The organism is Arthrobacter sp. AFG7.2, from assembly GCF_002892835.1.
Taxonomy (GTDB): domain Bacteria; phylum Actinomycetota; class Actinomycetes; order Actinomycetales; family Micrococcaceae; genus Arthrobacter.
The window spans coordinates 115954-141789 of sequence record NZ_PJMB01000002.1; the positions used below are offsets into that span (position 1 = coordinate 115954).

At 67.0% G+C, this 25836-nt stretch carries 28 protein-coding genes; 11 read left to right on the forward strand and 17 right to left on the reverse strand.

Annotated features, from left to right (window positions below; translation table 11 throughout):
* Nucleotides 1-3 precede the first annotated feature (3 nt).
* The 3 genes from CXX84_RS04205 (at nt 4) to CXX84_RS04215 (ending at nt 2986) form a co-directional block, all read left to right on the forward strand.
* Nucleotides 4-1251 carry a sensor histidine kinase gene (locus CXX84_RS04205; protein ID WP_102975469.1) on the forward strand — a complete coding sequence of 416 codons (1248 nt, stop codon included), beginning with the start codon at nt 4-6 and terminating at the stop codon, nt 1249-1251.
* A complete protein-coding gene (locus CXX84_RS04210) occupies nt 1248-1913 on the forward strand; it encodes a response regulator (RefSeq protein WP_102975470.1) in 666 nt (221 codons plus the stop codon). Before CXX84_RS04205 ends, CXX84_RS04210 begins: the two co-directional genes overlap by 4 nt.
* 68 nt (nt 1914-1981) lie before the next feature.
* Complete coding sequence (locus CXX84_RS04215) at nt 1982-2986, forward strand: bile acid:sodium symporter family protein (RefSeq protein WP_102975471.1); 1005 nt, start codon at nt 1982-1984, stop codon at nt 2984-2986.
* 31 nt (nt 2987-3017) lie between these two features.
* Here CXX84_RS04215 and CXX84_RS04220 read toward each other — a convergent pair whose 3' ends face one another.
* The 5 genes from CXX84_RS04220 to CXX84_RS04240 all read right to left on the reverse strand — a co-directional run bounded on the left by CXX84_RS04220 (nt 3018) and on the right by CXX84_RS04240 (nt 8451).
* Nucleotides 3018-3539 (reverse strand): GNAT family N-acetyltransferase, encoded by a 522-nt coding sequence (locus tag CXX84_RS04220; protein WP_102975472.1) that lies wholly within the window; start codon nt 3537-3539, stop codon nt 3018-3020.
* A gap of 109 nt (nt 3540-3648) precedes the next feature.
* Nucleotides 3649-6108: a phosphoenolpyruvate synthase gene (ppsA, locus tag CXX84_RS04225; RefSeq protein WP_102975473.1), complete on the reverse strand. Its 2460-nt coding sequence runs from the start codon at nt 6106-6108 to the stop codon at nt 3649-3651.
* 142 nt (nt 6109-6250) lie between these two features.
* Complete coding sequence (locus tag CXX84_RS04230) at nt 6251-7069, reverse strand: pyruvate, water dikinase regulatory protein (RefSeq protein ID WP_102975474.1); 819 nt, start codon at nt 7067-7069, stop codon at nt 6251-6253.
* A gap of 9 nt (nt 7070-7078) precedes the next feature.
* Nucleotides 7079-7948, reverse strand: a complete 870-nt coding sequence (locus CXX84_RS04235; RefSeq protein ID WP_102975475.1) for an SDR family oxidoreductase — start codon at nt 7946-7948, stop codon at nt 7079-7081.
* A 38-nt stretch (nt 7949-7986) separates the two neighbouring features.
* The gene (locus tag CXX84_RS04240) at nt 7987-8451 is read right to left on the reverse strand and encodes a nuclear transport factor 2 family protein (RefSeq protein ID WP_102975476.1); all 465 of its coding nucleotides are present in this window, start codon (nt 8449-8451) and stop codon (nt 7987-7989) included.
* A 51-nt stretch (nt 8452-8502) separates the two neighbouring features.
* On the opposite strand from CXX84_RS04240, the gene CXX84_RS04245 reads away from it, so the two are divergent.
* Both CXX84_RS04245 and CXX84_RS04250 read left to right on the forward strand, forming a co-directional pair.
* Complete coding sequence (locus CXX84_RS04245) at nt 8503-9156, forward strand: TetR/AcrR family transcriptional regulator (protein ID WP_102975477.1); 654 nt, start codon at nt 8503-8505, stop codon at nt 9154-9156.
* Nucleotides 9157-9283: 127 nt separating this feature from the next.
* Complete coding sequence (locus CXX84_RS04250) at nt 9284-9862, forward strand: hypothetical protein (RefSeq protein WP_102975478.1); 579 nt, start codon at nt 9284-9286, stop codon at nt 9860-9862.
* A gap of 18 nt (nt 9863-9880) precedes the next feature.
* On the opposite strand, the gene CXX84_RS04255 is transcribed toward CXX84_RS04250, so the two are convergent.
* Together CXX84_RS04255 and CXX84_RS04260 are read right to left on the reverse strand one after the other, a co-directional pair.
* Nucleotides 9881-10216, reverse strand: coding sequence for a cupin domain-containing protein (locus tag CXX84_RS04255; protein ID WP_102975479.1), 336 nt, complete (start codon nt 10214-10216; stop codon nt 9881-9883).
* Between the two features lie 146 nt (nt 10217-10362).
* Nucleotides 10363-11229, reverse strand: coding sequence for a DUF1295 domain-containing protein (locus tag CXX84_RS04260; RefSeq protein WP_102975480.1), 867 nt, complete (start codon nt 11227-11229; stop codon nt 10363-10365).
* 124 nt (nt 11230-11353) lie between these two features.
* Between CXX84_RS04260 and CXX84_RS04265 the strand changes: the two genes are divergently transcribed.
* The 3 genes from CXX84_RS04265 to CXX84_RS04275 are packed head-to-tail and all read left to right on the forward strand — an operon-like array spanning nt 11354 to nt 14108.
* On the forward strand, nt 11354-11815 hold the full coding sequence (locus tag CXX84_RS04265) for a MarR family winged helix-turn-helix transcriptional regulator (RefSeq protein WP_102975481.1): 462 nt from the start codon (nt 11354-11356) through the stop codon (nt 11813-11815).
* Nucleotides 11812-13680, forward strand: a complete 1869-nt coding sequence (locus tag CXX84_RS04270) for an AMP-dependent synthetase/ligase (protein WP_411266188.1) — start codon at nt 11812-11814, stop codon at nt 13678-13680. Before CXX84_RS04265 ends, CXX84_RS04270 begins: the two co-directional genes overlap by 4 nt.
* Nucleotides 13677-14108 carry a DUF2177 family protein gene (locus tag CXX84_RS04275; protein ID WP_102975482.1) on the forward strand — a complete coding sequence of 144 codons (432 nt, stop codon included), beginning with the start codon at nt 13677-13679 and terminating at the stop codon, nt 14106-14108. The genes CXX84_RS04270 and CXX84_RS04275 overlap by 4 nt, the downstream gene beginning before the upstream one ends.
* A 77-nt stretch (nt 14109-14185) precedes the next feature.
* On the opposite strand, the gene CXX84_RS04280 is transcribed toward CXX84_RS04275, so the two are convergent.
* Nucleotides 14186-14764: an SOUL family heme-binding protein gene (locus CXX84_RS04280; protein ID WP_102975483.1), complete on the reverse strand. Its 579-nt coding sequence runs from the start codon at nt 14762-14764 to the stop codon at nt 14186-14188.
* Between the two features lie 70 nt (nt 14765-14834).
* On the opposite strand from CXX84_RS04280, the gene CXX84_RS04285 reads away from it, so the two are divergent.
* Nucleotides 14835-16127 carry a hemolysin family protein gene (locus tag CXX84_RS04285; protein WP_102975484.1) on the forward strand — a complete coding sequence of 431 codons (1293 nt, stop codon included), beginning with the start codon at nt 14835-14837 and terminating at the stop codon, nt 16125-16127.
* A gap of 35 nt (nt 16128-16162) precedes the next feature.
* Here the strand turns inward: CXX84_RS04285 and CXX84_RS04290 are convergent, their stop codons facing one another.
* The gene (locus tag CXX84_RS04290) at nt 16163-17782 is read right to left on the reverse strand and encodes an ABC transporter permease (protein ID WP_102975485.1); all 1620 of its coding nucleotides are present in this window, start codon (nt 17780-17782) and stop codon (nt 16163-16165) included.
* A complete protein-coding gene (locus CXX84_RS04295; RefSeq protein WP_102975858.1) occupies nt 17782-18771 on the reverse strand; it encodes an ATP-binding cassette domain-containing protein in 990 nt (329 codons plus the stop codon). Before CXX84_RS04295 ends, CXX84_RS04290 begins: the two co-directional genes overlap by 1 nt.
* A 197-nt stretch (nt 18772-18968) precedes the next feature.
* Between CXX84_RS04295 and CXX84_RS04300 the strand changes: the two genes are divergently transcribed.
* Entirely contained in the window at nt 18969-19706 is a 738-nt protein-coding gene (locus tag CXX84_RS04300) for a hypothetical protein (protein ID WP_102975486.1), read from the forward strand.
* 10 nt (nt 19707-19716) lie between these two features.
* Here the strand turns inward: CXX84_RS04300 and CXX84_RS04305 are convergent, their stop codons facing one another.
* Nucleotides 19717-20766: a helix-turn-helix transcriptional regulator gene (locus CXX84_RS04305; RefSeq protein ID WP_102975487.1), complete on the reverse strand. Its 1050-nt coding sequence runs from the start codon at nt 20764-20766 to the stop codon at nt 19717-19719.
* Nucleotides 20767-21065: 299 nt separating this feature from the next.
* Here CXX84_RS04305 and CXX84_RS04315 point away from each other — a divergent pair, with 299 nt between their 5' ends.
* Entirely contained in the window at nt 21066-21500 is a 435-nt protein-coding gene (locus CXX84_RS04315) for a nuclear transport factor 2 family protein (protein ID WP_102975488.1), read from the forward strand.
* Nucleotides 21501-21583: 83 nt separating this feature from the next.
* Here the strand turns inward: CXX84_RS04315 and CXX84_RS04320 are convergent, their stop codons facing one another.
* From CXX84_RS04320 to CXX84_RS04345, 6 genes are all read right to left on the reverse strand, one after another.
* A complete protein-coding gene (locus CXX84_RS04320) occupies nt 21584-22336 on the reverse strand; it encodes an excalibur calcium-binding domain-containing protein (RefSeq protein WP_223252963.1) in 753 nt (250 codons plus the stop codon).
* A gap of 69 nt (nt 22337-22405) precedes the next feature.
* Complete coding sequence (locus CXX84_RS04325; RefSeq protein WP_223252964.1) at nt 22406-23569, reverse strand: DUF1524 domain-containing protein; 1164 nt, start codon at nt 23567-23569, stop codon at nt 22406-22408.
* 270 nt (nt 23570-23839) lie between these two features.
* A complete protein-coding gene (locus CXX84_RS04330; RefSeq protein ID WP_102975490.1) occupies nt 23840-24220 on the reverse strand; it encodes a VOC family protein in 381 nt (126 codons plus the stop codon).
* Nucleotides 24221-24437: 217 nt separating this feature from the next.
* On the reverse strand, nt 24438-24950 hold the full coding sequence (locus CXX84_RS04335) for a mycothiol transferase (protein WP_102975860.1): 513 nt from the start codon (nt 24948-24950) through the stop codon (nt 24438-24440).
* Between the two features lie 45 nt (nt 24951-24995).
* Nucleotides 24996-25340: an iron chaperone gene (locus CXX84_RS04340; protein WP_102975491.1), complete on the reverse strand. Its 345-nt coding sequence runs from the start codon at nt 25338-25340 to the stop codon at nt 24996-24998.
* Between the two features lie 69 nt (nt 25341-25409).
* Nucleotides 25410-25769, reverse strand: a complete 360-nt coding sequence (locus CXX84_RS04345; protein ID WP_102975492.1) for a hypothetical protein — start codon at nt 25767-25769, stop codon at nt 25410-25412.
* Nucleotides 25770-25836: the final 67 nt, after the last annotated feature.

Here is a 25836-nt window from a genome sequence, read left to right on the forward strand (position 1 = left end):
CTCGTGCTGCCGGCCCCGCCGGGACTGGTCCGCAGGTCCCTGCAGCGGCGCCCCTGGCTCGGCGACCTGCTTCCAACCGTCCTGTATGTGCTGTTCGCAGGCCTCCTGGCCACCGCCTCCGCCGGCGATCCCGACGCTGCGCCCCTGTGGATCGCCGTCGTCCTTGCCGTCCCGGGCACGGCCACAGCATTCTTCAGCCGGCGCAGGCCAGTGCTGATGTTCGCGGCCGCCACCCTGCTGTTCCTGGTTTCCGCAGCCACGAGCACAACAGCCGAACTGCTGCTGGTGCTGCTGGCCTTGTACGCCATCGGAGCCAACCGCTCCCCCCGTGCAGCCTGGACCTCCTTCGGCCTCGGAACAGGCGGCGCCGCCCTCGCCGCGTTCATCCTCACCGTCCGGTCGCGGACCGGCCCGCTCCTCCTCGAACCCACCCAGCCCCCGAACTCGGGAGACCTGTTCTCGGACTGGCTCAACAACACCATCGGCATCACCCTCACGCTGCTGATCGCGACGCTCATCGGAACCAACGTGGGCGGGCGCAAGCGTTACATCGGCGCGCTGCTCGACCGGGCGCGGCACCTCGAACGCGAACGCGACCAGCAGTCCGAGATCGCCAGTGCCCGGGAGCGTGAGCGGATTGCACGGGAAATGCACGACATCATCGCCCACAGCCTGTCCGTCATGATCTTCCTGGCCGACGGAGCCTACGCGGCAGCCCCCGGCCGGCCCGGGCAATCCCGGGAAGCGATGGGACGCGTCGCCGACACAGGCCGCACAACACTTGCAGAAGTGCGGCGCCTGCTCGGAGCCGTGCGCACCACGGAACGGGAGCATCCGGCCGATCACGCCCCGCAGCCGGGTGCCGCGCAACTGGGCCACCTCGCCGACGACATCCGCCGGGCCGGCCTGCCGGTCCAACTCACCACCGCCGGCCCGCCCATCACCGACCCTGCCCTCGGCCTTACCGTTTACCGGATTGTGCAGGAATCCCTCACCAACGCCCTGCGGCACGCCCACGGAGCAAGCAAGGTCACCGTGCTGGTAGCCACGTCCGGTGAGGCCGTTGACATCACTGTCGACGACGACGCACCCTCCGGACCGGCGGGGAACCACGAATCGGAGCCGGGACGCGGGATCCTGGGCATCCGCGAGCGGGCGGCGCTCTACGGCGGCGCCGTCGCGGCCGGCCCACGGAAAGACGGCGGCTGGCGCCTCCAGGTCCGGCTGCCCTGGACAGGAGAACCAACATGACGGACACCATCAGGATCCTGCTCGCCGACGACCAGGAACTGGTCCGGTACGGGCTTCGCATGGTCCTCGAGGCTGAACCCGGCTTCGAGGTGGTCGGTGAAGCCGGCGACGGTGCCCTCGCGGCTCTGGCAGCGGAGCGGCTTCGTCCCCACGTAGTCCTCATGGACGTCCGGATGCCTGGAGTCGACGGACTGGAAGGGACACGACGCATCACGGCTTCACTGCCGGAGACCCGCGTGCTCGTCCTGACCACCTACGACCTTGACGACTATGCCTTCGGCGCGCTCAGTGCCGGCGCGTCCGGGTTTCTGCTCAAGGACACCAAGCCGGCCGCGCTCATCGCGGCCATCCGCGCCGTTCACCGGGGGGACGCCGTCGTCGCACCGCGCATCACTGCCAAGCTCATCGCGCTCGCTGCACCCCGGCTCGCGGCCGGACCGCCCAAAGATCAGGAGGACCCGCTGGCAGTGCTGACCAGCCGCGAACGGGATGTCTTCCGCCTCATCGGCGACGGTGCAACGAACGCGGAGATCGCTGATTCCCTCTACCTCGCGGAATCGACAGTGAAGACGCACATCGGCCGGATCCTGCACAAGCTGGGCCTGAGGGACCGGGTGCAGGCCGTCATCCTCGCCTTCGAACTCGGCGTGGTGGGCCGTTAGGCAAACCACCGCGTCATCATCACGCACTGATTCTGGAACAGGACCTTCGCTGTGATAATCCGATAGGTATGTCTTCTTTACCCCAACCGTCAACGACGGCATCCGCTGCCGAAGAACGCAGCGCCCGCATCGCCGTCACCCTCTTTCCCCTGCTGATCCTGGCCGGCGGAGCCGTAGCGCTTGCCGCGCCGTCGGCCTTCACCGGGCTGGCACCCTGGATCAACCCCCTTCTGGGAGTCATCATGTTCGGCATGGGCCTGACGCTCACGCCGCCTGACTTCGCCGTCATTGCCAAGCGCCCGGTCCCGGTGGTGATCGGCGTCGTGGCGCAATACGCCATCATGCCGTTCCTCGGCTGGCTGGTGGCGGCGGCGCTGGGGCTGCCGCCTGCGCTGGCTGCGGGCGTCATCCTGGTGGGCTGCTGCCCCGGCGGAACTGCCTCCAACGTGGTCTCCTACCTGGCGAAGGGCGACGTTGCCCTGTCCGTGGCCATGACCACTGTGTCAACGCTGATCGCGCCGCTGCTGACCCCCGTGCTGGCACTGTGGCTGGCCGGCCAGTACATGCCCGTGGACGCCGGTTCCATGGCGTGGTCCATCGTCCAGATCGTCCTGTTCCCCGTGCTGCTGGGGCTTGTGGTCCGGTTCTTCCTCCCCCGCCTTGTCGACAAGGCGCTGCCCGCCCTGCCCTGGATTTCGGTCCTCGCCATCACCGCCGTGGTGATCGCGGTGGTTGCAGGAAGCGCGAAGGCCATCTTTGCAGCCGGGCTCCTGGTGCTTGCCGCCGTCATCCTGCACAACGGCCTGGGCTACGCGCTGGGCTATGGTGCGGCCCGTTTGTTCAAACTGCCGATTCCCTCCAGGCGCACCACTGCCATCGAGGTGGGTATGCAGAACTCAGGCCTGGCAGCAGGACTAGCGCGGCAGTACCTGACCCCCGAAGCGGCACTGCCCGGCGCCATCTTCTCCGTCTGGCACAACGTTTCCGGTGCTGTCCTGGCGGCCTACTGGCGCCGCCGCAGCGCTCCTGCTGCGCCCGGCCGCGAGCCGGTTGCGACGGCGGTCACGGAGTAAGCGGGGCCCGCGGACCGCCGTCGGACTTCCTTTACTGTTCCGACGGCGGACCCGCATGCCCGGCGCGCCGGACCAGCCGGAATTCCGGCAGCTCCTCCCACTCGGGCGGCAGCACACTGCGCTTGCCGTCCGGGCGGAAACCCTGTTTCAGGTAGAACGCCAGCGCCCGCGGGTTGTCCTCCACCACCCAGAGATAGGCAGGCCCATCGCCGATGGCGGCGCGCATCAGTGCCGCCCCGAGCCCCGTTCCGTACGTCCGGCGGAGCGTGTAGATCGAGTACAGCTCCAGTTCTTCGGGCCCGTCGTCATCACGGCCCGGCCCCGCGTCCGCGAAGCCCACCAGTTCATTGTTGGCATCCACCGCGATGATCCGCGGATCATCGACAGCGAGGTGCGGCCGGCGCCGTTCCACCCGTTCCGGAATGCTGGCCCTGCGGCCGCGGAAGAACCCGGCGGAGAGCAGGTGCGGGTAGCACTCCTCGTGCGCGAGGGTCTGCATGTGCACCACCGCCTCCGCATCCTGGGGCGTGGCCTGGCGAAGCTGGAAATCCATGGCTTCAGCCTAACCAGCGGGACGCGCTGCCCTTGCCAGGGTCCACAAAGCGTCGTGCCGCCGTCGTAAAGTCCGACGGCGGCACGCACCCAGGTGGTTGAATCAGTCTTTAGCGGACCCCGGCGCCTGCCACTGCTTCAGTTTCCGCCCCGGCCGAAAGGTCCGAAGCGCGGGAAGCGTCCGGTGAGGCACCCGCCGCCACGTCCGCGAGCCGGAGCCAGGTGTCCACAACGGTGTCCGGGTTCAGCGAGACGGACTCGATGCCTTCCTGCACCAGCCACTCGGCGAGGTCCGGGTGGTCGCTGGGGCCCTGTCCGCAGATGCCGACGTACTTGCCGCGTTCCCGGCACGCCTTGATGGCCATGCTGAGGAGCTTCTTGACGGCAGGATCGCGTTCGTCGAAGCCGGCGGACACGATCGCTGAGTCCCGGTCCAGGCCGAGGGCCAGCTGGGTCATGTCGTTGGAGCCGATGGAGAAGCCGTCAAAGTAGTCCAGGAATTCGTCGGCGAGCAGCGCGTTGGAGGGCAGCTCGCACATCATGATGACTTCCAGGCCGTTCTCGCCGCGGCGGAGGCCGTTCTCGGCGAGCAGCTCAATCACGCCACGCGCCTCATCCAGGGTCCGCACGAACGGGATCATCAGCTTGACGTTGGTCAGGCCCATCTCATTCCGGACGAAGGACAGGGCCTCGCACTCCAGGTCGAAGCAGTCGCGGAAGGACGGCTCCAGGTAGCGCGATGCGCCGCGGAAGCCGAGCATCGGGTTTTCCTCGTGCGGCTCGTACGCCGGTCCGCCCAGGAGGTTGGCATACTCGTTGGACTTGAAGTCGGACATGCGCACAATCACCGGCTCCGGCGCGAACGCCGCCGCGATGGTGGACACGCCCTCGGCCAGGCGCTTGATGTAGTACTCGCGCGGGCTGCTGTACGCCGCGATCCGCTCCCGGATCTCCGCGGCCACGTCCTCCGGCTGGCTGTCCAGGTTCAGCAGCGCCTTGGGGTGGATGCCGATCTGGCGGTTGATGATGAACTCGAGCCGGGCCAGGCCCACACCGTGGTTGGGCAGCTGGGCGAAGGTGAACGCCTGTTCCGGGGTGCCCACGTTCATCATGACCTTCACCGGGGCGTCGGGCATCTTGGTGATCCCGGTTTCCTCCACCGTGAAGTCCAGCAGGCCTTCGTAGATGGTGCCGGTTTCGCCGTCCGCGCAGGAGACGGTGACCTCCAGCCCGTCGGACAGGGAGTCGGTGGCGTGGCCGGTTCCAACGACGGCGGGGATCCCCAGTTCGCGGGCAATGATGGCCGCGTGGCAGGTCCGTCCGCCGCGGTTGGTGACGATCGCGGAGGCGCGCTTCATGATCGGTTCCCAGTCCGGGTCGGTCATGTCCGCCACCAGGACGTCGCCGGTCTGGAACGCGGCCATCTGGTCGATGGCGGTGAGGATGCGGACACTGCCGGCGCCGATCCGCTGGCCGATCGCCCGGCCCTCCGCCAGCACGGGACCGGTTTCGTTGAGGCGGAAACGGCTCTGGCTGCCGGCGGCGCGGCGGGACTGCACTGTTTCCGGACGGGCCTGCAGGATGTACAGGCCGCCGTCGATCCCGTCCTTGCCCCATTCGATGTCCATCGGGCGGCCGTAGTGCTTCTCGATGGCTACAGCGTGCCGGGCGAGCTGCTCCACGTCCTCGTCGCTGAGGCTGAAGCGGTTCCGCAGCGATGCCTCCACCGGGACGAAGTCGATGGTCCGGCCGATCTCCCGGCTGGCCGTGTAGGTCATCTGCAGGGCCTTCTCGCCCAGGCCCCGCTTGAGGATAGCGGGCCGGCCGGCCTCCAGGGCCGGCTTGTAGACGTAGAACTCATCCGGGTTCACGGCGCCCTGGACCACGGCCTCGCCCAGGCCGTAGGAGGAGGTGACGAACACGGCGTCCTGGAAGCCCGATTCCGTGTCCATGGTGAACATGACGCCGGAGGCCCCGACGTCGGAGCGCACCATCCGCTGGATTCCCGCCGAGAGTGCCACGTCCGCGTGTTCGAACTTGTGGTGCACCCGGTAGGCGATGGCGCGGTCGTTGTAGAGCGACGCGAACACGTCCTTGATGGCGGTCAGGATGTTTTCAATACCGCGGACATTCAGGAAGGTTTCCTGCTGTCCGGCGAAGGACGCGTCGGGGAGGTCTTCCGCCGTCGCGCTGGACCGCACGGCCCAGGAGAGGTCATCGGAGCCGCCGTGCTTTTCCACGAGTTCCCGGTAGGCGTTGCGCAGCTGCTCTTCGAAGTCCGGCAGGAAGGGCGTCTGGCGCACCAGGGTGCGGATCTCCTGCCCTGCGGCGGCCAGGGCGGTCACGTCATCGGTGTCCAGGCCCACCAGCCGGTCGGCGATCTGCTGGTCCAGGCCGGAGTCCGCCAGGAAACGGCGGTAGGCATCGGCGGTGGTGGCGAAGCCGTCCGGCACCTGGACGCCTGCAGAGGTCAGGTTCTGCACCATCTCGCCCAGGGAGGCGTTTTTGCCGCCCACCCGGTCCAGGTCCTTGAGTCCGAGTTCAGAGAACCACAGGATGTCCGTTGTCATTGTTTACTGCTCCTTTGCAGAGGGTGGCGTGCACGGTTGTGCCCGTGGCGGTAACCGGCGGGGGCACAACCCCTCCACATTGGCAGGCCCGGGAAAGGCTTGCCATATGATCTCCGCCACACTTGATTTGTGAAAATTTTCCCTAGTGTTTGAGGTTCATTCTTTGCAGTATGGTGGCCGCCATCTCCTCCACGGAGACACTGGCCGAGTTGAGGTACGGAATCCCGTGCGATTCGTACAAACGCTCGGCGCTCCGCAGCTCGAAGCCGCACTGGCGCAGCGAGGCGTAGGGCGAGCCTCGGCGGCGTTCGGTGCGGACCTGGCTGAGGCGCAGCGGGTTGGTGGTCAGGCCGAAACATTTCGACACGAAGGGCTTCAGGGACCGCGGCAGCCCTTCCCGTTCGAAGTCCTCGTCCACCAGCGGGAAGTTGGCCGCGAAGATCCCGTGCTGCAGTGCCAGGTACATGGTGGTGGGCGTCTTGCCGCAGCGGGACGGGGCCACCAGGATCACCTGGGCCTTCTCCAGCGCCCGCAGGCTTTGGCCGTCGTCGTGCTCCATGGCATATTCGACGGCGGCCATCCGGGACTGGTACCGGACGGCGTTGCCCAGGCCGTGCGCCCTGCCTGGTTCCCAGCTGGCGGGGCTGCCGAGGGCCTGCTCCAGCTGGCCAACATGGGTGCCGATGAGGTCCACCATGATGCCCTGGCACTCGGAGAGGATGCTGCGGATATCGCTGCTGACCGCCGTCGAAAAAACAATGGGGACAGGGCCGGCGGCGGCCACATCGTCGATGATGCCGACCACGGACCGGGCCTGGTGGACTGTGGTGATGAACGGGATGGTGATGCGGTCGAAATTGTTGCCGGGGAACTGCGTCAGCAGCGTGTTGCCGAGCGTTTCCGCCGTGATGCCGGTGCTGTCCGAAAGGAAATAGACAGGCCGGAGAGCGTCATTGGTCATGGCATGACCTTAGCGGCCTTGCGACTCCTGAACGAAGTTGCGCACCCAGGTTTGGAGCGTGGTGGGCACCACCCCGTAGCGTGCGGGCATCCCGTCCATGTCCAGCCTGGAATCGTAGGTTTCCAGCAGTGCGAGGAAGCCGGTGAGCAGGTCCGGCATACCGTCAACGGGCTGCCCCGGAGGAATGGTGTGGACGGGAATGGGGTGCCGCAGTTCCTGCTCGAACGCCGCCACCACGTCACGCCAGGACACGGGCTCCGGGCCGCCGATGACCAGCACCTGGCCGTCCCGCTCCGGGTGCTCAACGGCAGCGCGCACGTACTGTGCCACATCGATCATGGCCACAAGCGAGTGCACCCGCCGGCCCTCCCCCACGAGGGTGACCGGACGTCCGGTGAGGGCCGGGAGCCCGACCACCAGCACCGGCAGCTTGTCCATGAAAAGGTTGGGCTGGAGGATTGTCCAGGACATTCCGCTGCTCCGCAGCAGCTGCTCGCTTTCGCCCTTGGCGGCCATGAAGGGGTTGGGGCTGTCCGGGCTGGCGCCGAGGTTGGAGACAAAGATGAAGCGTCCGACGCCGGCCCGTGCGGCAGCTTCGATGAGGTTCCGGTTTCCGAGGCGGTCCACCGATTCAACCGTGTCTTCGCCGCCGCGGGCGGAGGAGTTGGCGGTGGTCACGACGGTGTCCACGCCGGCACAGGCCGCTACGAGCGAGGCGGGATCTTTGAGGTCACCGATGACCGGATGGGCGCCGGCCGCTTCCAAGGCCTCATGCGCGGGACCGGCGCGGACCAGGATGCGCACCTGGAACCCGCCGTCCATCAGCGACCGGGCGATAAGCCCGCCCAACTGGCCAGTTGCTCCGACGACGAGGATCATGATGTTTCCCGTTCCTTTGATTCGGCAGCATCGGGTTCTTACAGACGGGATGCCGGAGTGCCGGCTTTCGGATTCCCGTCCTCCAGCGGCCGCCCCAGGACCCGCCTGACGGCTGCGTTGACGTCGCCGCCGGCAGCCTCCACCGGCTCGAGGTAAAAGCGGGCCGAAGAAATTTCCCCGTCGGCGATGCGGAAGATGACCACGCCGCGCATCAGGAAAGCAGCTCCATCGGTTCGCGTCCCGGCCAGCTCCCACTCTGTCCACAGGGAGCCGCCGCGGCCGGCGGTGCTGTCCACCCGGGCCTGGATGTCCGGAACCCGGGAAAAGATCTCTGACCAGTTCCCCTGGACCTGGCCCCGCCCCTGGAAGCTGCGCCGGGGGTGGACAGGCGTCTCATTGCGATAGTCAGCGGCGAAGCAGGCCACGAGATCGTCCAGCCGGTGGCCGTTCACCGCGCTGACGAGCCGCTGCAGCACCTCAACCGCGGGATCTGTGCCGGCCATTCCAACTCCCCGACCAATTTTGATACAGTCGCCTGTATCTGATACTCAAGCATGGAACGAAGAGTGGGAAACGTCAAGGACAAGCGGCGCTATGACTCAAGCAGCCGGCTGGAGCAGGCCCGGCGAAACCGGGATGCCGTCCTCCAAGCCGCCGAGCGGCAGCTCACTGAACGTGGATACGCCGGCGCAACCCTCGCCGCTATCGCCGCCGAGGCCGGAGTTTCGGTTGAGACCGTATATAAGGCATTCGGTGGAAAGGCAGGGCTGGTCCGGGCCCTGTACGAGCGGGGCCTGGCCGGCGCAGGGACTGTCCCCGCGTACGAGCGCTCCGACGCAATGCGCGAACGCGAGACCGAGCCGGCGTCGGTGATGCGCGAGTGGGGCCTGCTCACCGCCGAGGTGGCATCACTCGTCACGCCCCTCCGGTTGCTGATGCGGTCGGCGGCCGTGACCGACCAGGAGATGGCCAGGCTGCTGGAGGACATCGAGAACGAACGGCTCCAGCGGATGCAGCACCATGCCCGGTATCTGAAGGACCGTGGCTATCTCCGCGGAGACGTCTCCGAGGGCGAGGCGGCCGACATCCTGTGGGTCTGCAGCTCCGCCGAACTCTACGAACTGCTCGTCCTGAGGCGGGGGTGGCCGCTGCCACGGTTCGCCCGGTACGTCACGCAGTTCATGACCACCTCCCTGCTCCCCGGCTAAGGGCGCCGCTCCCCCAAGGCGCGCGCTTTTCCCCTGCGGACGCTATTGACGGGTGCGGTGCCCGGGACCATATTTGGCGTATCCCACTAGGGCGTTGCTCCAGTAAATATCCACCCAAGGATCCGCCATGAAGTCCCCCGGCCGCTTCAACAGCGGACCGCTGATTGCCATCGGCGCCGTCTGCGGCATTGCCTGGGCGGCCGGATTCCGCGCCTACATGGTTGAGCTGGCCGGGCCCGCCTCCACTGTCGGCTGGTGGGGGACGTTCGGCGCACTCCTTCTTCCGGGAGCGGTGGTGGGCGGACTCCTGGGCTGGGCGGAAGCACTGCGGCGGGCCGGCGGCCGGAGGGGATGGCGCTGGCTGGCTCTTGCGCCACTGGCGTTTGCCATCGCCCCCATGTTCCTGCCCGGCGCAATTACTGCCCTTCTTACGGAAGGACTGGGCGGAGGGGCGATTGCGGTCGCCCTGACAGCCATGGGCGCAGGCTACTCCTTCTCCCGCCGCGGGCCGCTGTGGGGCAGGCTGGCCTGCGGCCTGGTCAGCGGTGCGCTCGTGGCCGCGATGGCCCTTTCCGGTTCGGGTATCGCCGGGCCCGGGCTTGCCCTGTCGGAGCCCCGCGGCGCGTGGGTAGCGGTGCTGGCCACGTCCTTCATGCTTGTCCTTGGCCTCGCCTCATCCATCCCGCACCGGCCCGAGGTTCGATAGCCTGCGGGACTCCGGCGCCTACCGGTCTGTCTTGACCACCGTGAACAGCACCGCGGAGTCCTCGTCCGCCTCCAGGCTGTGCAGGCCGTCCGGGACAATCAGGAGGTCCCCGGCCTTGCCCTGCCACGCCTCCCCGCCGGACTTAAGCCAGACCGACCCCTTGATCACGAACACTGTGGCCTCGCCGGGATTCTGGTGTTCGCTGAGCCGGGTGCCGGCGCGGAAGGCCATTACCGTCTGGCGCAGCTTCTTCTCATGGCCGCCGAACGCGGTATCGGCAGCCCGGCCGCTGGACGCGGCGACGGCCGCCTCCAGCTGCTGGCGGGCCAGGGCATCAATCGATATCTTCTGCATTCGGACACCGTACCCACAGCGGGCCGCCAGGGCCAGGGCCCTGCGTCCCTGCCAGCAGGCGGTTCCCGCCAAGGCTCCCCAAGCCGGGCGCAAACGGACGGCGGCACCCAGGCCGGGCACCGCCGTCGTGCGTTCTCCCTGCCCCGCTAAAGCTTGGGAATCAGGACAGGCGTGTCCTTCTTGTAGGCCTCATAGTCCGGCTGTCCGCCCCACTTCTTGTCAGCCTTAGCCTCCAGCAGCGGCACACCGCTGCCCTTGATCAGCAGCAACGCCACGAAGACCGGGGACAGCAGGGCCACCCACTGCCAGCCTTCCAGCACCGGCACGGCGATCAGGAGCACGCCCACCCACAGGACAATCTCGCCGAAGTAGTTGGGGTGGCGGGACTTGGACCACAGGCCGGTGGAAATGAACTTGCCCTGGTTGGCGGAGTCCGCCTTGAACCGGCCCTTCTGGTGGTCTGCGACCGCCTCGATGCCGAAGCCCGCAGCCCACACCACGAAGCCCGCGAGCGCCCACCAGTCCAGCGCCACGCGCGTGGCGGACGTGATGGCGATCCAGGCGGCAGCTGCGGTGAGCACCACCCAAAGGCCCTGCACCGTCCAGGTGTTCAGGAACCGGAAGAAGGAGGGCTTGATCTCATCGAAGCGGTCGTCCTTCCCGTGCTTACTCACCCGCCGGAAGAGGAAACTTCCCAGCCGCCCGGCCCACACAACCACGAGGGCAGCGAGCAGCAGGCCCCGGGCATCCACACCAGGGGTCAGCAGGACCAGGAGCACCGTGATGGAGATATAGGTCAGGGCGCCGGTGAGGTCGTAGTACTTTTCGGTCTGCGCCCTGAAGGCAGGGACAAATGCCAGCCACTGGATAAGGAAAGCCGCCGCCACCCCCAACGCAAACAAGGGAAGGCCGCCCACGGTGGCACCGCCCTGGCTGCCGGCGACAGCGACGAGCGCTCCAACGACTACCGCTATCACAAAGATGATGAGCGCCTTACGGTCTGCTTCCTTCATCAGGACATTCCTTTCCCACGCCTGCCTGGGTGCGATCGGATGACCGAGCGAACCGGCTATTCAAACTTATTTGATTACAAGCCTATCTAATTACTATATAGACTAGCTAAAGAAAGGAGGAACGATGAGCCAACCCCCGTACCATCCGGCAGCCGTCGCGCTGCAGGGCGTCCTGACGCTTGCCAACGAAACTGAACGCGAGGTTGCCCGCCAACTCGGGCTGAACCTCACCGATTACCGCGCCCTCTCCGCGCTGGAACAATCCGAACCGACGACGGTGGGAAACCTCGCGGCCAAACTGGGTGCCACAGCGGCCACAACAACCGCCATCATCAACCGGCTGGAAAATCACGGTTACGTGGAGCGCCTCCGTGGCGGCGAAGACCGGCGTCACGTCCACATCAGCGCCACCGCGGCCGCCTCCCGGGACATCCTGCACCTGATGCGGCCCCTCATGGATGCCACCAACCAGCACATCGAGTCGCTGCCTGCCGCCCACCAGGGCGCAGTGGCCGAGTTCCTCCACACCGCCCAGCGCCTCATGCAGGAGCACCTGCACACCCTGTCGACGAAGGACAACGCTTGAAAGAGTTTTCCACCCCGCTGCTGGTCGACCCGTCCAGCCACCGGAATGCCACCGACCTGCTGATGCAGCGGTTCCGCACGTCCCCGGACCATGTTGCCTTCGAAGTGCGGGCACCAGGAGGCACCATCACTGATCCCTGGCGCCAGGTGACAACGCGGCAGTTCGTTGAGGACGTGCGTGCCCTGGCGAAAGGGTTCATCGCCGCCGGGCTCCAGCCCGGAGAGTCCCTCGCCATCATGTCCCCCACGCGGTACGAGTGGGCGGTGGCGGACATGGCAGCGTGGTTCGCCGCCGCCATCGTGGTCCCCATTTACGAAACGTCTGCCGCCCCCCAGGTGGCCGCAGTCCTGGACGACGCGGGCGTGCGCCTCGCGATCGCCGGTACAGCAGAGCATGCCCTGCTCCTGGACAAGGGATTCGAAGAGACGGGACATCCCGGCCTGGGTGTCTGGACCATGGATGCCCGGCCCGGGGCGGATCTCACCGCGCTCATAGCCGGCGGGGTATCAGTGACGGACAGCGAGGTTGAGGAGCGGCGGCTGCTGGCGAACCTCACCTCGGTGGCCACCATCGTGTATACCTCCGGCACCACCGCCGCTCCGAAGGGTGCGCTCATCACGCACGGCAACTTTGTGGGCCAGGTCCTCAACGTCGCCGCCGCCTACACCGGCGTGGTCCGCGAGGGCGGCAACACCGTCATCTTCCTGCCCATGGCGCATGTGCTGGCCCGCGGCCTGCAGCTGATCTGCCTGGCCAACGGCATGCGCATCGCGCACCTCTCCGACCCCCGGGATGTGGTGCCCGCCCTGGGCGTCCTGAAACCCACCTTCCTGGTGGTGGTCCCCCGCGTGCTGCAGAAGATCCAGGCCTCCGCCGCCGCCGCCGCGGCCCGGAAACGCCTTGGCAGGGTGTGGGCTTTGGCGCAGCAGACGGCCGTGGCGTGGGGCCGGTTTGCGGAAGCGCACGACGCCGACCCTTCCGTCCGCGCCCCGCTTAGCCTGCGTGCCAGGCACGCGCTGTTCGACCGGCTTTTCTACGCCCGCCTGCGGACGCTGGTGGGTGGACGGCTCGGCTACCTGCTGTCCGGTGCCGCCGCGCTCGACGCGGAACTGTCCCTCTTCTTCCGCGGCCTGGGCCTGCCCGTCGTCGAAGGCTACGGCCTGACCGAGACCACGGCGCCGCTGACCGGGAACCTGCCGGGTGCCATCACCGCCGGCACCGTCGGCGTCCCAATGCCCGGAACCACCGTGCGCATCTCGGACCAGGGCGAAGTCCTGGCCCGGGGTGTGGGGGTCTTCTCCGGCTACCGCAATCAGGCTGATGACGCCGCCGCCTTCGCTGACGGCTACTTCCGCACCGGCGACCTTGGCGGGCTCGATGAGCAGGGACGCCTTACGCTCAAGGGCCGGATCAAGGACGTCATTGTCACCGCGGGCGGCAAGACCGTCACGCCGGCCATCTGGGAGGGCTATGTGGAGGGCGATCCCCTTGTAGCCCACGCTGTGATGGTGGGAGAAGGCAAACCGTACCTGGGCGGGCTGGTGCTGCTCGACCCGGAGTCCGTCACGGCCTGGGCAGAGCGCGAGGGCATCGCCGATCTCGCGGGGCTGCGGATCCCGCACGACGGCGGCGCCGTCCGGATCGACGACGCGCGCCTCCTCGGCGCCATCGGCAAGGCGGTCAGTTCCGCCAACGCAAAGCTCGCGCGCTCCGAGCAGGTGCGGAAGTTCGTGCTGCTCCTCGCCGACCTCAGTGAGGCCAACGGCATGGTCACCCCAACCCTGAAGCTCAAACGGGGTGCCTTCACCGAACGCGCCCGCCATTTTGTTGACACCCTCTACACCGAGCCAAGGAGCCAAGCATGAACACCCGGACCAAGAGATGGCTGCTGTCCTACGCGGTCACCGCCGTGATCTTCGCCGTGCTGGATCTCGTGTGGATAAGCTTCGTGGCGAGTAACCTGTACCAGAGCCAGATCGGCCACCTGATTGCCGCCCGGCCCAACGCTGCCGGTGCCGCTGCCTTCTATCTCATCTTCGTGGCCGGGATGGTGCACTACGGGGTCCGGCCCAACGACGCGGACGCAACCCTCCGGCAGCGGATCACGGGTGCGGCGCTGTTCGGCTTCTTCACGTATTCCACCTGGGCGCTGACCGCGTTCGCCGTGCTTCAGGACTTCACCCTGCTGGTGGCCGTGACGGACATCCTGTGGGGAGCCGGGGCCTGCAGCCTGGTCACCTGGCTGGCGGCAACCGCGCTGCGCCGGGTCCTGGCCAAGGAACCGGCGGCCTGACCGCGGGGGTCCTGCAAAGGCAACCCTGGCGGAGGCCTGTTCGACGGCGGCACGCAACGGCCGCCGTCGTCCTTCCGTTACGGCTCGGTGACGTCCTGGACCACCTCATTGTGGCGCAGGAACCACGGCTTGAACGGCGGATCGAAGCGGGCAAACCGGGGCGGTCCCACGGGCGTAAGGTCCACAAGTTTGAGCGCAGCCCGCAGCCCCTCGTTATGCCGGGCGAAGGCTGCCTCGGACCCGCTGCCGGAAAACCGGACGGCCGCGGCCAGGGAGCCGGGTACGGTGCGGATCCTGACCCCGGGGTCCGACGGAACAGGCGCCGCGTCGGCCGTCATGCCCGCGGGAAGCACAAAGGCCACAACGAATTCAGAGGGTGTCCCCCGCCCGGGCAGCGGACCGCTTTGCAGCACCGGGGCGGTCATTGCCAGCTTCTGGGAAGGCCCGGGCTCCTGGATGACCGGGGCCGTCATGGCCACCTTCTGCTGCGCGGTGTTGTTGCCGCTGATGTAGTTGAACAGGCGGCGGAAGGCGGCGTTTCCGGCACGGTCGAAGGTCGTGTTGACCTGGACTTCCGCCACAACGTGGGCGGGATAGCGGCGCAGCTCGAAGTGCGGGTAGCGCCTGACGAGCTCGAAGGGTTGCTGTTCAGTCATGGTCCCTCAGACCCTACGCCCGTAAGGCCCCCGGCGTAACCTGCACGCCATCATTCGGTAGTGTCTGATCATGGACGGCAACACCCTGCTCAATTTCCTGTTGGTCCTCTTTTTTGTGCTGCTGGGCGGGGTGTTTGCCGGCACGGAAATGGCGCTGGTGTCCCTCCGCGAGAGCCAGGTGCGCCGGCTGGAGAAGTCCGGAAAGCGCGGCGCCCGGATCGCTGCCCTTGCCGGCAACCCCAACCGCTTCCTCTCCACGGTCCAGATCGGCGTCACCCTGTCCGGTTTCTTCTCCGCCGCGTATGGTGCGTCCACCATCGCGCCGGACGTCGAACCCCTGCTCGAAGGCATCGGCTTCGGCTCCACTGCCGAACCCGTGGCCTTCATCGGCATGACGCTGCTGGTGGCCTACCTCTCCCTGGTGCTCGGCGAACTGGTGCCCAAACGCCTGGCCATGCAAAGCGCCGTCGGCTTCACCAGGGTCCTGGCTCCACCCTTGGGCGTCCTCTCCGACATCATGCGTCCCGCCGTCTGGCTGCTGTCCGTCTCCACGGACGCCGTGGTGCGGCTCTTCGGCGGCGACCCCAACGCCAAGCAGGAAGGCATCACCTCCGAGGAACTGTGGGACATGGTGGCCGAGAGCGACATGCTGGAAGAACACAGCCGCAGCATCCTGTCCGACGTGTTCGGGGCCGGGAACCGCTCGCTGCAGGAGGTGATGCGCCCCCGCACCGACGTCACCTTCATCAACGGCAGCCTCAGCATCGCCGAGGCACGCAGCATGGTGCGGAACGGCCCCTTTTCGCGCTATCCGGTCATGGACAAAACGCCCGACGACGTCCTGGGCTTCGTCCATATCCGTGACCTGATGCCCCGGGACGGGGAGTACGACGACGGTCCCGTGCGGGGCATCGTGCGGGAGATCCTCCCGCTGCCGGGCACCAACAAAGTGCTTCCCTCGCTGTCCCGGATGCGCCGGCTGGGCCAGCACATCGCCCTGGTGGTGGACGAGTACGGCGGCACGGACGGCATCGTCACCCTGGAGGACCTGGTGGAGGAGCTGGTGGGCGAGATCTACGACGAATACGACACCGGCACCGACCCCGAGGACCGCATCACCAAAACCGGTGGAACGGTGGACGTTGACGGCGCCCTTATTCTTCAGGAGTTCAAAGCAGCGTCCGGCATCGACCTGCCGGAGGGCCACTACGAGACAGTGGCCGGGTACGTCATCGACCGGCTGGGCCGGCTCCCCAAGGTGGGCGACCAAGTGGAAGTTGCCGGCCACGTACTGACGGTGACGGCGATGGACCGGCTGCGCATTTCAAGGATCCGGGTGACCCCCGATGCTGAAGGCTCCTGACGCGGCACTCCCTTTTCATGGGGCCCCTCCGGTCATCAGGCTGCCAGGTCGCGGCGGCGAAGGGCGTAGGCGGCCAGCACGCTTCCAGCGGCCGCAATGATCACCAGGCCCACCGCCCCTGACTGGTTGAACGGTTCTACCGGCATGGCGGACGAGTGCCGGAAGGGACTGGCGTCCTGCAGCCAGGCCGGCAGGCCCAACAGCTCACCAAACTCGCCCAGGAAAATACCCAGTGCAAGCGCTCCCCATGCCAGCACAATGCTGAGCCGGGGGGCCGCAGCGAAAGCACAGGCGGCTGCGGCCAGGAACACCAAAGCGGCTGGAACGTGCGCCAGCGCTGCCGGCACCAGGGACCAGACAGGAGTGGCGGAGGTCCCGGAGACGGCAAGGCCGACGGCGGCAGTGGCTCCCGCCGTCGCGGAGACTACGGCGGCGGAGAGGGCAGCGATGACCAGGTTGGAGCCAAGCCACCGGCCCCGGGCTGCCGGTACGGAGAGCAACAGTTCTGCCCTGCCCTCCGCTTCCTCCGCACGCATCCGCAGCACCGCCTGGATTCCCGCTGCCGCCGCAAACACCCCTGCCATGCCGAGCAGGGCAGTAACAAACACGTCGATGAGCCCTGCCTGCCCGCCGGGCACCAACCGGGCAATCAGATCCCTCAAAGCCTCCACGCCGGAGACGGTCTCCGTCACCGCCGGGCCAAGTGCTCCTGCCACAGCTCCCAACGCGGCCGCGCCAACGCACCACCCGGCCAGGGTGGCGCGCTGCAACCGCCACGCCAGGCCCAGCAGGGAGGTCCCGCCCACTCCGGCACGCTCTTTGCCGGCACGCTGGGGCAAGAGGCTGGCACCCACGTCGCGCCGTCGTCGGATCATCACCGCCGCCATGGCAAGGAACGCCGCGGCAGCGAGCGGCACCAGCAGCGCGGACGGATCCGGACTAATGAACGGCCTGCTTCGCTGGCCCCAGCCGATGGGTGACAGGAGCGACGGCCAGGCACTGGTGACGTGCAGCAGGTCCGCCGCGGGAGTACCCAGCGTATCGCCGATGCCCCGCACCAGATAGGCCGCGCCCACCAGTCCCGCGGCGGCACCGTCCGCGCTCCGTCCTGAGGGCAGGATCTGGGCGGCCACCGCGGCAAGGGCCACGAAGAAGATGCCCACGCTCCCAACGGCGGCTCCGGCCACCGCCGATCCGGTAGCCGGCAGTCCGGCCGCAGCGAAGGCGGCGGCAACAAAGACGGCCAGGAGCAGGTTTGCTGCGGCGCCCAGCAGAAGGGTCGCGGTAAGGGGCGCTTCGCGCCGCAGCGGAGCCGCGCCCAGGAGTTCGGCGCGTCCGAGCTCTTCATCCGTGCGGGTATGCCGCACCACCAGGAACGTGCTCATCAGGCCGGCCAGGACCGCCGTGAACGCAAACCCCTGGAAGAACACCACCGGGCCGGTTCCGGTCCCGTCCGGAAGGCCGCGGAGGAACAGGAATGCCGGGTTTGACGCTGCCAGCGTGAGGATCCCGGCCTGGGCTGCCTCGTCCCCGAACTGGGTGGCAACCGCGGCGGACGTGGCAAAACTCAGCGAAGTAATGCCCAGGATCCATACGGGCAGTGCCACCCTGTCCCGCCGGGCCTGGAACAGGAACAGCCGCACCACCCCGGACATCACAATGCCCCGCTGCCGGTACGGTCGCCCTTGCGGTCTGTGGCTGACGCGTCGGCGTTCTCGTTGTGGTTGTTGGCGCTGTTCTTCCTGCTGTTGCCGTCGCTGTAGTGGCGCAGGAACAGCGATTCCAACGACGGCGGGGCAACAGACAGGCTGCTGACCCCCGGCTCGGCGATCCCGGCCAGGACGGCGCCGAGATCCCCGGGGTCGGCGTCGAACTCCACGGCGCTGCCGCCCACGCTGACGCCGTGGGTCCCGGGCAGTGCGGCCAGGCGTTCCGGATTAGCCAGGCCGGTCACGCGGAAATGCGTGCGCTGCAGGTGCCGGAGTTCGCCCAAAGTGCCCGTCTCCACTGCCGTTCCGGAGCGGATGATGGTCACCCGGTCGCACAGCTGTTCCACTTCGCTGAGAATGTGGCTGGAGAGCAGGACAGTGGCTCCGTCCCGGCAGACACGCTCGATCTGGCGTCGGAAGACGGCGTCCATCACGGGGTCAAGTCCGGCGCTCGGCTCGTCCAGCAGGTAGAGGCGGGCGGGACGGGCGAACGCCGCTATCAGGGCGACTTTCTGCCGGTTGCCTTTTGAGTAGGCCCGGGCCTTCTTCCGCGGGTCGAACTCGAACTCCTCAATGAGGTGGTTGCGCAGCGTGTCATTGGCGCCCCCGCGGAGGCCGGTAAGCAGATCAATAGCTTCGCCGCCGGAAAGGTTCGGCCAGAGGCTCACGTCGCCAGGGACGTAGGCGATGTCCCGGTGCACCGCCACCGGGTCAGCCCATGGATCGAGCCCGAAGACCGCGGCTGTGCCGGCGGTGGGACGGATCAGGCCCAGGAGGATTCTCAGGGTGGTGGATTTGCCGGCACCGTTGGGCCCCAGGAAGCCGTGCACCTCGCCTGGCGCCACACTCAGGTTGAGCCCGTCAAGTGCGCGCGTCCTGCCGAAGTCCTTGACCAGACCCTGGGCTTCAATGACAGGTTGTGCTGCTGTACTCATGAGCCGTTCGCTCCTCAGGTCGGTCACGCGAACGCCCGTGGCGGTGCCGCGTATTTCCGCAGGCGCTGCCTGCGTGCCGACCAGACTTCCCGGCTCTCCGATCCACAGCATACAAGCGCCTGCACCGGGTAGGAAGGGTGGAACAGGGCCGCCGCCGGGGGCGTAGACTGACGCCACCGCTGACAGTGGAGGCAACCATGAAGAGCATCCGCGCGCAGGTACTCGACGCTGAACACCAAGCAGCCCTGCGCCCGGGCCATGACGAACGCTTTTCCGGGTATGGCGTGATGGGCCTGCCCTTCAATTCCGGCCATGTCCTGGCGATGCGGCGCTTCCCTGTCACCAGTGTTGGGCCCGGATACACCTCGGTCTGGCTGCGCCGGCCGACCGGCTCTTGGACCATTTACGCCGATGCTCCGCCCGCTGTCTCCTGCGCCCGCTACTTCAGCGCACACCTGAAATCGACGGTGCAATGCGCGATCACGGTTACCTGGACGGGGGACTCCACGTTCGCCGTGCGGATTGGCGGGGACGTTGACCTGACATGGGAGGCCAGGCTGGCCTCGACATTGACCACCCGCGCCATGGCCGTGGCACTGGCCGCACTGCCCAGTTCGGTTCTGGACAACAAAACAGTTTTGAAGACCATGGGTGCAGTCTCCGGGCCGGTGCTGCGGGCTGGACGGCTGGGGCTGACAGGCACCGTCCCCAATGGGCAAGGCTTCAGGGCGAAGCCCCGGCGGATGTGGTTCGTCGCCCAAAGTTCGGCTGCCCTTGCCGGCAAAAACCTCGGCAGCCTCAAGCCCCTGCGCGTGCAGACCCGGCTGGGTGATTTCTGGATCCCCCAGCGCGGCATCTTCCTGATCGGCGCATCGTCTTTCGACTCATTCGATCCGGCCCGGCACCTTCCGGCGACAGCCGGCGGGACCGGCTAGCGGCGGCTTCTCACACCACCAGTCTCGCCACCAGCTCACCGCGGCTGCCCACACCCACCTTCCCGTACAGCGACTTCAGGTGGTCGTGCACGGTATGCGGTGAGATGAACAGGTGGTGGGCGATCTCCGCCGTCGGATGTCCTGCGATCACCTCGAGGCAGATCTCCCGCTCGCGGGCAGTCACTCCGTAGGCCGCGAGCAGCAGGCTGGCCAGGTCATGGGTGGTGGCCGGCACCACGGTGACCACCATCTGTTCGGGATCATTACCTGTAATCAGGCGGCTGGCCTGCAGCACCACCCAGTTGCTCCCGGCGTCGCGCATCCTGGCCCGGGCTGTACCCGACGCGGCCGCATGGGCCTGAGCAACCACAGAGTACAGCGTCATGCTGAAACGGCCCGGCTCGGCGTCCTCCACCTCCGCGAGCCAGGAAACAGCGGCGGGAGTTGCCGCTTGCAGTCCGCCGTCGCGGCCGGCGATGACAATAACGGGCCCGACGGCGGCGGGCACCTGCGGATGCGCCGCGCGGACCGCGATCCTGGTTGCCGCTGCCAGGGTGGCTGTCACGGCGCCCAGGAATTCCACTTCCCGGTCAGTGAAGTCCCGGCCGGCATCACGGAAGATACTGCCGACACCCCAGCAGGCGTCGTCCACCCGGAAGGCCGCTCTCAGCTCATGTTCCAGGCCCTGGGGCTTCAGCAGTTCGTTGATCCGGACGCTGCCGGCCACTTCCCGGTGTGGCGCGTCGGACATTCTGGCGACGGGAAGGGGACGCCGCAGCAGCTGAGTGAAGGTGTTTGGCTCGTTGCCCGTATATTCGGACTCAGCAAAGCGGGCCGAGTACTCCTGGAAATCCCGCTCCCCCACCGGCCAAGGCTTCCAGTTGGTGATGGATGTCATCACCAGGGTGTCGGGGTCGACGCCGGCCCAGCAGCCCTGTTCGAACGGCACCGTCCGCTGCACCACGGCGAGCGCCGAGGCGTACAGGTCGGCGAGGCTTGTTCCGCTGGCGGCGAGGGCGGCGATGTCCCGCCTGGCACGCTCGGCGCGCTCCTCCCACATAGCTTCAGTATCCGCCCGGGGAGCTGTATGGCAATCCCCCGGAATGGGGATTTCGCCAGTGCCCCGAAGCCCCGCTGCAGGGGATGGGGAAGCAGGGGACCGCCGTCGTACTCTTCCTTCATGAACGCCGTATCCCAGATCTTCGCGGCACCCGCTGCCGTGATGATGTGGGCCATCCCCACCGGGTTCCGCAACCTGGTGACCGGCCTGGGAGTCCTGGTGACACTGCCGTTCTGAAGGGCGGTCTTCCGCAGACAGCCCACGAGGGGCCGATGAGTACTGACATTGAGGAGATTCAGATGGGACAGGCACGCGACGTCATGGACCGGCTCACCACAGCCATGGCTGAAAAGGATAAAGAGACGCTGGGGCGGTGCTACGCCACCGATGCTGTGGTCCACACTCCGGACCAGGGGGAACTCCACGGGCGTGATGCCATCACGGGCTACTTCTTTGAGCTGTGGGATGCCATGCCGGATGTACGGTACGAGCATCTGCACAAGTACGACGCCGGCGACGTGGCGATCGACGAAGGGACTGTGGCCGGAACGAACACCGGCCCGCTGGTGATGCCCTCCGGCGAAACCCTGCAGCCCACAGGACAGCAAGTGCGCATCAGGACCTGTGATGTGGCCCGGGTGGAGGACGGCGAGATCACCTCGCACCACATGTACTTTGACCAGGTGGAGTTCCTGGCACAGCTCGGCTTGATGGGTGGCATGGCCTTGCATTGAGCGCGGGACGCTAAGACCAAACAATGCTGCCGTGGACACCCTGCGAAAGGGTATCCACGGCATCGTTGGTTAAGCGCAGGCGGTTAGCGTTCGCAGGCCACGCCGTCGTTGTCGCCGTCCATCCCTGAACGGTACCCCGACTGTCCCCGGTACAGCGGTGCGGCGCCAGCAGCCTTGGCAGCTGCGCAGTTGGCGTAGTAGGCCGGTGCCTGTCCGGGCACGGCCGGCGCTGGCGCGGCGGGAGCCGGTGCTGCCTGGCGGGCCGCTGCATCCCGTGCAGCCTGGTCAGCCGCTGCTTGAGCCGCAGCGGCCTGGTCTGCCGCAGCCTTATCGGCCGCCGCTTTATCGGCGGCCGCTTTATCGGCGGCCGCTTTGTCTGCTGCGGCCTGCGCGGCTGCCGCCTGCTCGGCGGCAACCTTTTCGGCGGCAGCCTTTTCAGCAGCAGCCAGTTCGGCGGCGGCCTTCTCGGCAGCTGCTTTTTCTGCCGCAGCCTTTTCTGCCGCCAACTTTTCGAGGGACGTGACGCCGAGTTTCACCGTGGACCCCTTGGCCACGCTTGTACCGCCGGCGGGATCCTGGGAGGTCACCTGCCAGTTCTTCTTCAGCATGATCGACTTGCCGTCCGCGGTATCCACCGCTTCGACTTTGAGTCCCAGGTCTTCCAGCTGCTCAGTGGCCTTGTCCAGGGTCAGGCCGTTTACATCCGGAACCGCGAGAGCTGCCTCAACCACAGCAACTGCGGTGGCACTTTCTGCCGGCTGCACGGCTGCCTGCTTGCCGCCGCATCCGGTAAGCATCAGGCCGGTCAGCAGAACTAAGGACAGTGTCTTTTTCAATTTTCCCCCTAGGAAATGGTTGTGATGGTGATGCAGGTGGGGCTCGGCAAGCCCCAAGACTTTGGGCGCTTACTCACAGGCGACACCGTCTGAATCGCGGTCCAGGGCTGCACGGTAGCCGGCCTGTCCGGCGAAGATCGGTGCAGCACCTGCGGCACGGGCAGCGGCGCAGTTGGGAAAGTAGACAGCCGCCGCCGGGACCGGAGCAACGGGGGTGGCTGCAGCAGGTGCTGGAACCACGGGAGCGGGAGCGGGCGCAGGAGCGGGCGCTGCCGGGACAGGTACCGGAGCCGGCGAGGGCACCACTGCCTGCTGGTCTGTCGGCGCCGGCTGCCCGGTGCAGCCAGTCAGGATCCGCGACATCGCGTCGTGCTCCGCCTGGGTAACCCACAAACTGTAGGTCGCCTTCACCGAAATCTGCCGGGCAACGTACTCGCAGCGAAACCCTTTGTTCGGCGGCAGCCAGGTGGCGGCGTCGCCGTCGCGCTTTTTCTGGTTGGTAGGACCGTCCGTCGCCTGGAGGTTCAGCGGATCGTTGGCGAAGGCTGTGCGCTGTTCCATGGTCAGCTGCTGCGCGCCCTTCTGCCAGGCGTCGCTGAGCGCAACCACGTGGTCAATCTGGACCTTGCTGCTGGTCCCGCTCCCCCGCAGGAAACTGATGGACGTTCCGGTGTATGGGTCTGCCAGCATTCCGGACTGCACCTTGCAGGGAACACTGTTCGTGAACGTGATGCCGGCCAGGTCCCGTTTAAGGATGTCATTCCGGGTGTCGCACCCGTTCCGGTCCACGTCCGCCCACGCCTGCCCAAAGAGGGAACGGTCGTAGCCGGTTTTGGGCGCGCGGCCCTTGATAGGCAGGGTGACCAGCAGGTCGGCCGCCGTTGTGCCGAAAGCAGGCTGCGTCTTCGGGGCCTCCAGGGCGACGCCCTGCGGCAGGAGCGCGGTGGCCTCGGGATCGAGCGGCGCAGCGGTCTCCTGGGCAGTCGGGACGGACGACGGCGCGGGCATGGCGGTGGACGCAGCGCTCAGGCGGGAGGGCGCGACGGGCGCCGTGCTCTGTGACGAGGCGACCGCCTCCACGCCACCGGAAAGCAGCCCGGGCAGTGAAGCAGCACCGGCGACGAAGAGTGCCAGGGAGATACCGACGGTGATGGCCGCCGTCTTATGCCGGGGCCTTGCGGCCCGCCCGGGCGGCGGCTGGGCAGGGCCCGGCGGGGTCCCATCTTTCGCCATCGAATACTTCCCCCAATAAATAAAGGCCCAGCAGTACGCCGGGCCTTTGCTTAGCCATAAGTCGTTAGAGTGAGGAGGCTATTTCCCGCCAGCACTCGAAAAGCAGAAACTGCGGGAAAGCTGAGGCAACATTGATGTTGCCTTGATCGTGCCTTGATTCCTCTTGTAACACTGTGAATTAGAAGCCGCACCAAAAGGAGGAGTACGACGGCGGTGCGCGCCGCCGTCGTACTCCTCCTCTCACTGACCGGCTGTTGCAGCGCGCCGCACCTATGTGCGCTGCGACAGGTTGAGGATGTTCCCCTCGCTGTCCAGGAACCAGGCGGACTTGCCCCAGCTGTCTGTTGCAAGGCCGTTCTCTGTCTTCAGCCCGGGCTGGTCGTAGTCTTCAAAGACGACACCGCGGGACCGCAGCTCCTCCATGTCCTGCTCGATGTTGTTCGATTCCCAGCCCATCTGGGTATTCCGGGCACTTCCCGCGTTATCGGTCTGGTAAATGAGGAAGCTGGTGCCGTTGCCGCAGCGATACAGCAGGCTGTATTCCTCCATGGCCTCCGATGACTCAAGTCCCAGTTTGTCCCGGTAGAAGTCCCTCGCCCTGTTAATGTCCTTTGCCGGCAGGACAGCTATGATCGCAGAATCCTTGAGCATAATGATTTCCCTTGTGCATTGTTCGCCTCGTGGCGGTGCTCTCCCCCGGTTGCGGTTCCCGGACGTGCGGCCAGGAAGCGCCGGACCGCCCTTCGCGCCATTTCCGGGGCGGCCACCTGGAACTCTGCGTGCCTCGCCAGCCGTCATTGGCGCGAGGGTCCCCGAAGCCTACGTGGCCATTATGGAACCGAATCGCGCGCACGGAAATAGGCAGTTTTTACTGCCCCTGCAGCGGCTTCAGGCCCTTGGCGTACGCGGCCTGCCCCACATGCTGGAGACTGTCCGCAATGGTGCTCACCAGCCGCACTCCGAGCGTGACCGGCGGGTCCCAGCGGGTGTCGACGACGCGGTCAAGGTCTCCGTCGTCGAGAGTCTTTAGGAACTCCAGGGTTTGCCGGTGGACGGCGTCGTAGTACTCCAGCAGCAGTTCCGGCTCTGCCCGGACGGCGTCCACCTGTTTGCTTGAGTGGCCGTAGCCGGTGTCGTCCCGCGACAGCGGCAACGCGAACCGGCCAACAAAGTCCCGGGCGGTCCAGACCTGTTCACGGCCGGCAACATCAGAAAGCTGTGCATCCTCCACCCGGGCCAGGTGCCAGATCAGCCAGGCGATCGAGTTGCCGTTGCCGCCGGGCCGCCTGTCCAACGTCCCGCCGTCGATCCCGCTAAGAGTGGCCTCCACGGTCTCCCTTATCCGGCCAAAGGCGTCCAGCAGCAATTCATTGGTTTTCACGGTTTCCTCCCTGCACATCTCCTTGAACCGTCCCGCCCCGGGACGTCACTTTCGGATCTCGGCCTGCCGCAGCCGGACCATCTCCTCCACCACGTCATCCGGCACCGGGCGCCCGGTCGTGAACCGAACAGTGCCTTTGGACAGTGAGAAGCCCTCCAGCCTGGGCGCGACCGCGTTCACCACCTCAGGCGAGAACGGGAAGATGGACAGGTGCCTGGCTGCCGCCACCACTCCGATCAGTGGTTTACCGTCCAGCTTCAAGGCGGGCATCCCGTAACTTCGGCCTTCCTCGGCATCCGGGACGATGCGCCGGGCCACGGCGATGACGCGCTGCAGGCAGCTGCGTTCCGGCTCAGCCAGCGCGGCAAGGGAATCGTCAACGTCACCCATGCGGACATCCTAGCCCCGCAACGTGCGACGGCAGGACCCGCTTCCAGCGCCCGGCCAACCTTGTCACCGTCACTTCTTCGCAGCGCGGATGGCCTTTCTGACGGCTCCCCCGACTGCTGAGATAACCGGAACGAGGCACATGAGGGCGATGACGGTGTTGGGCCGGAAAGTGACCTGTCCGCCGACGTTACGGTAGACACCCAGAGGCAGCACCATACCGCCTCCCCCGCCGCCGGAGGCACCGTCCTGTCCTTCCTCCCCGCCGCCGGAGGCACCGTCCTGCCCTTCCTCCCCGCCGCCGCCAAACCCGAAGGTCACCAACGCGACGGGAATGACCTCTTCGCCTCCCAGCTGAACCGGGGAACCGTACGCGCGGGAGACGCCGACGTTCTTGAATGCGTCAATCAGGGACGAGAATGTGTCAGCCATGGCCCCACCCTACGAGCGTTGATCGGCCCGCGACAGCCCCATCTGCAGAACACATCCAGTATTGGGC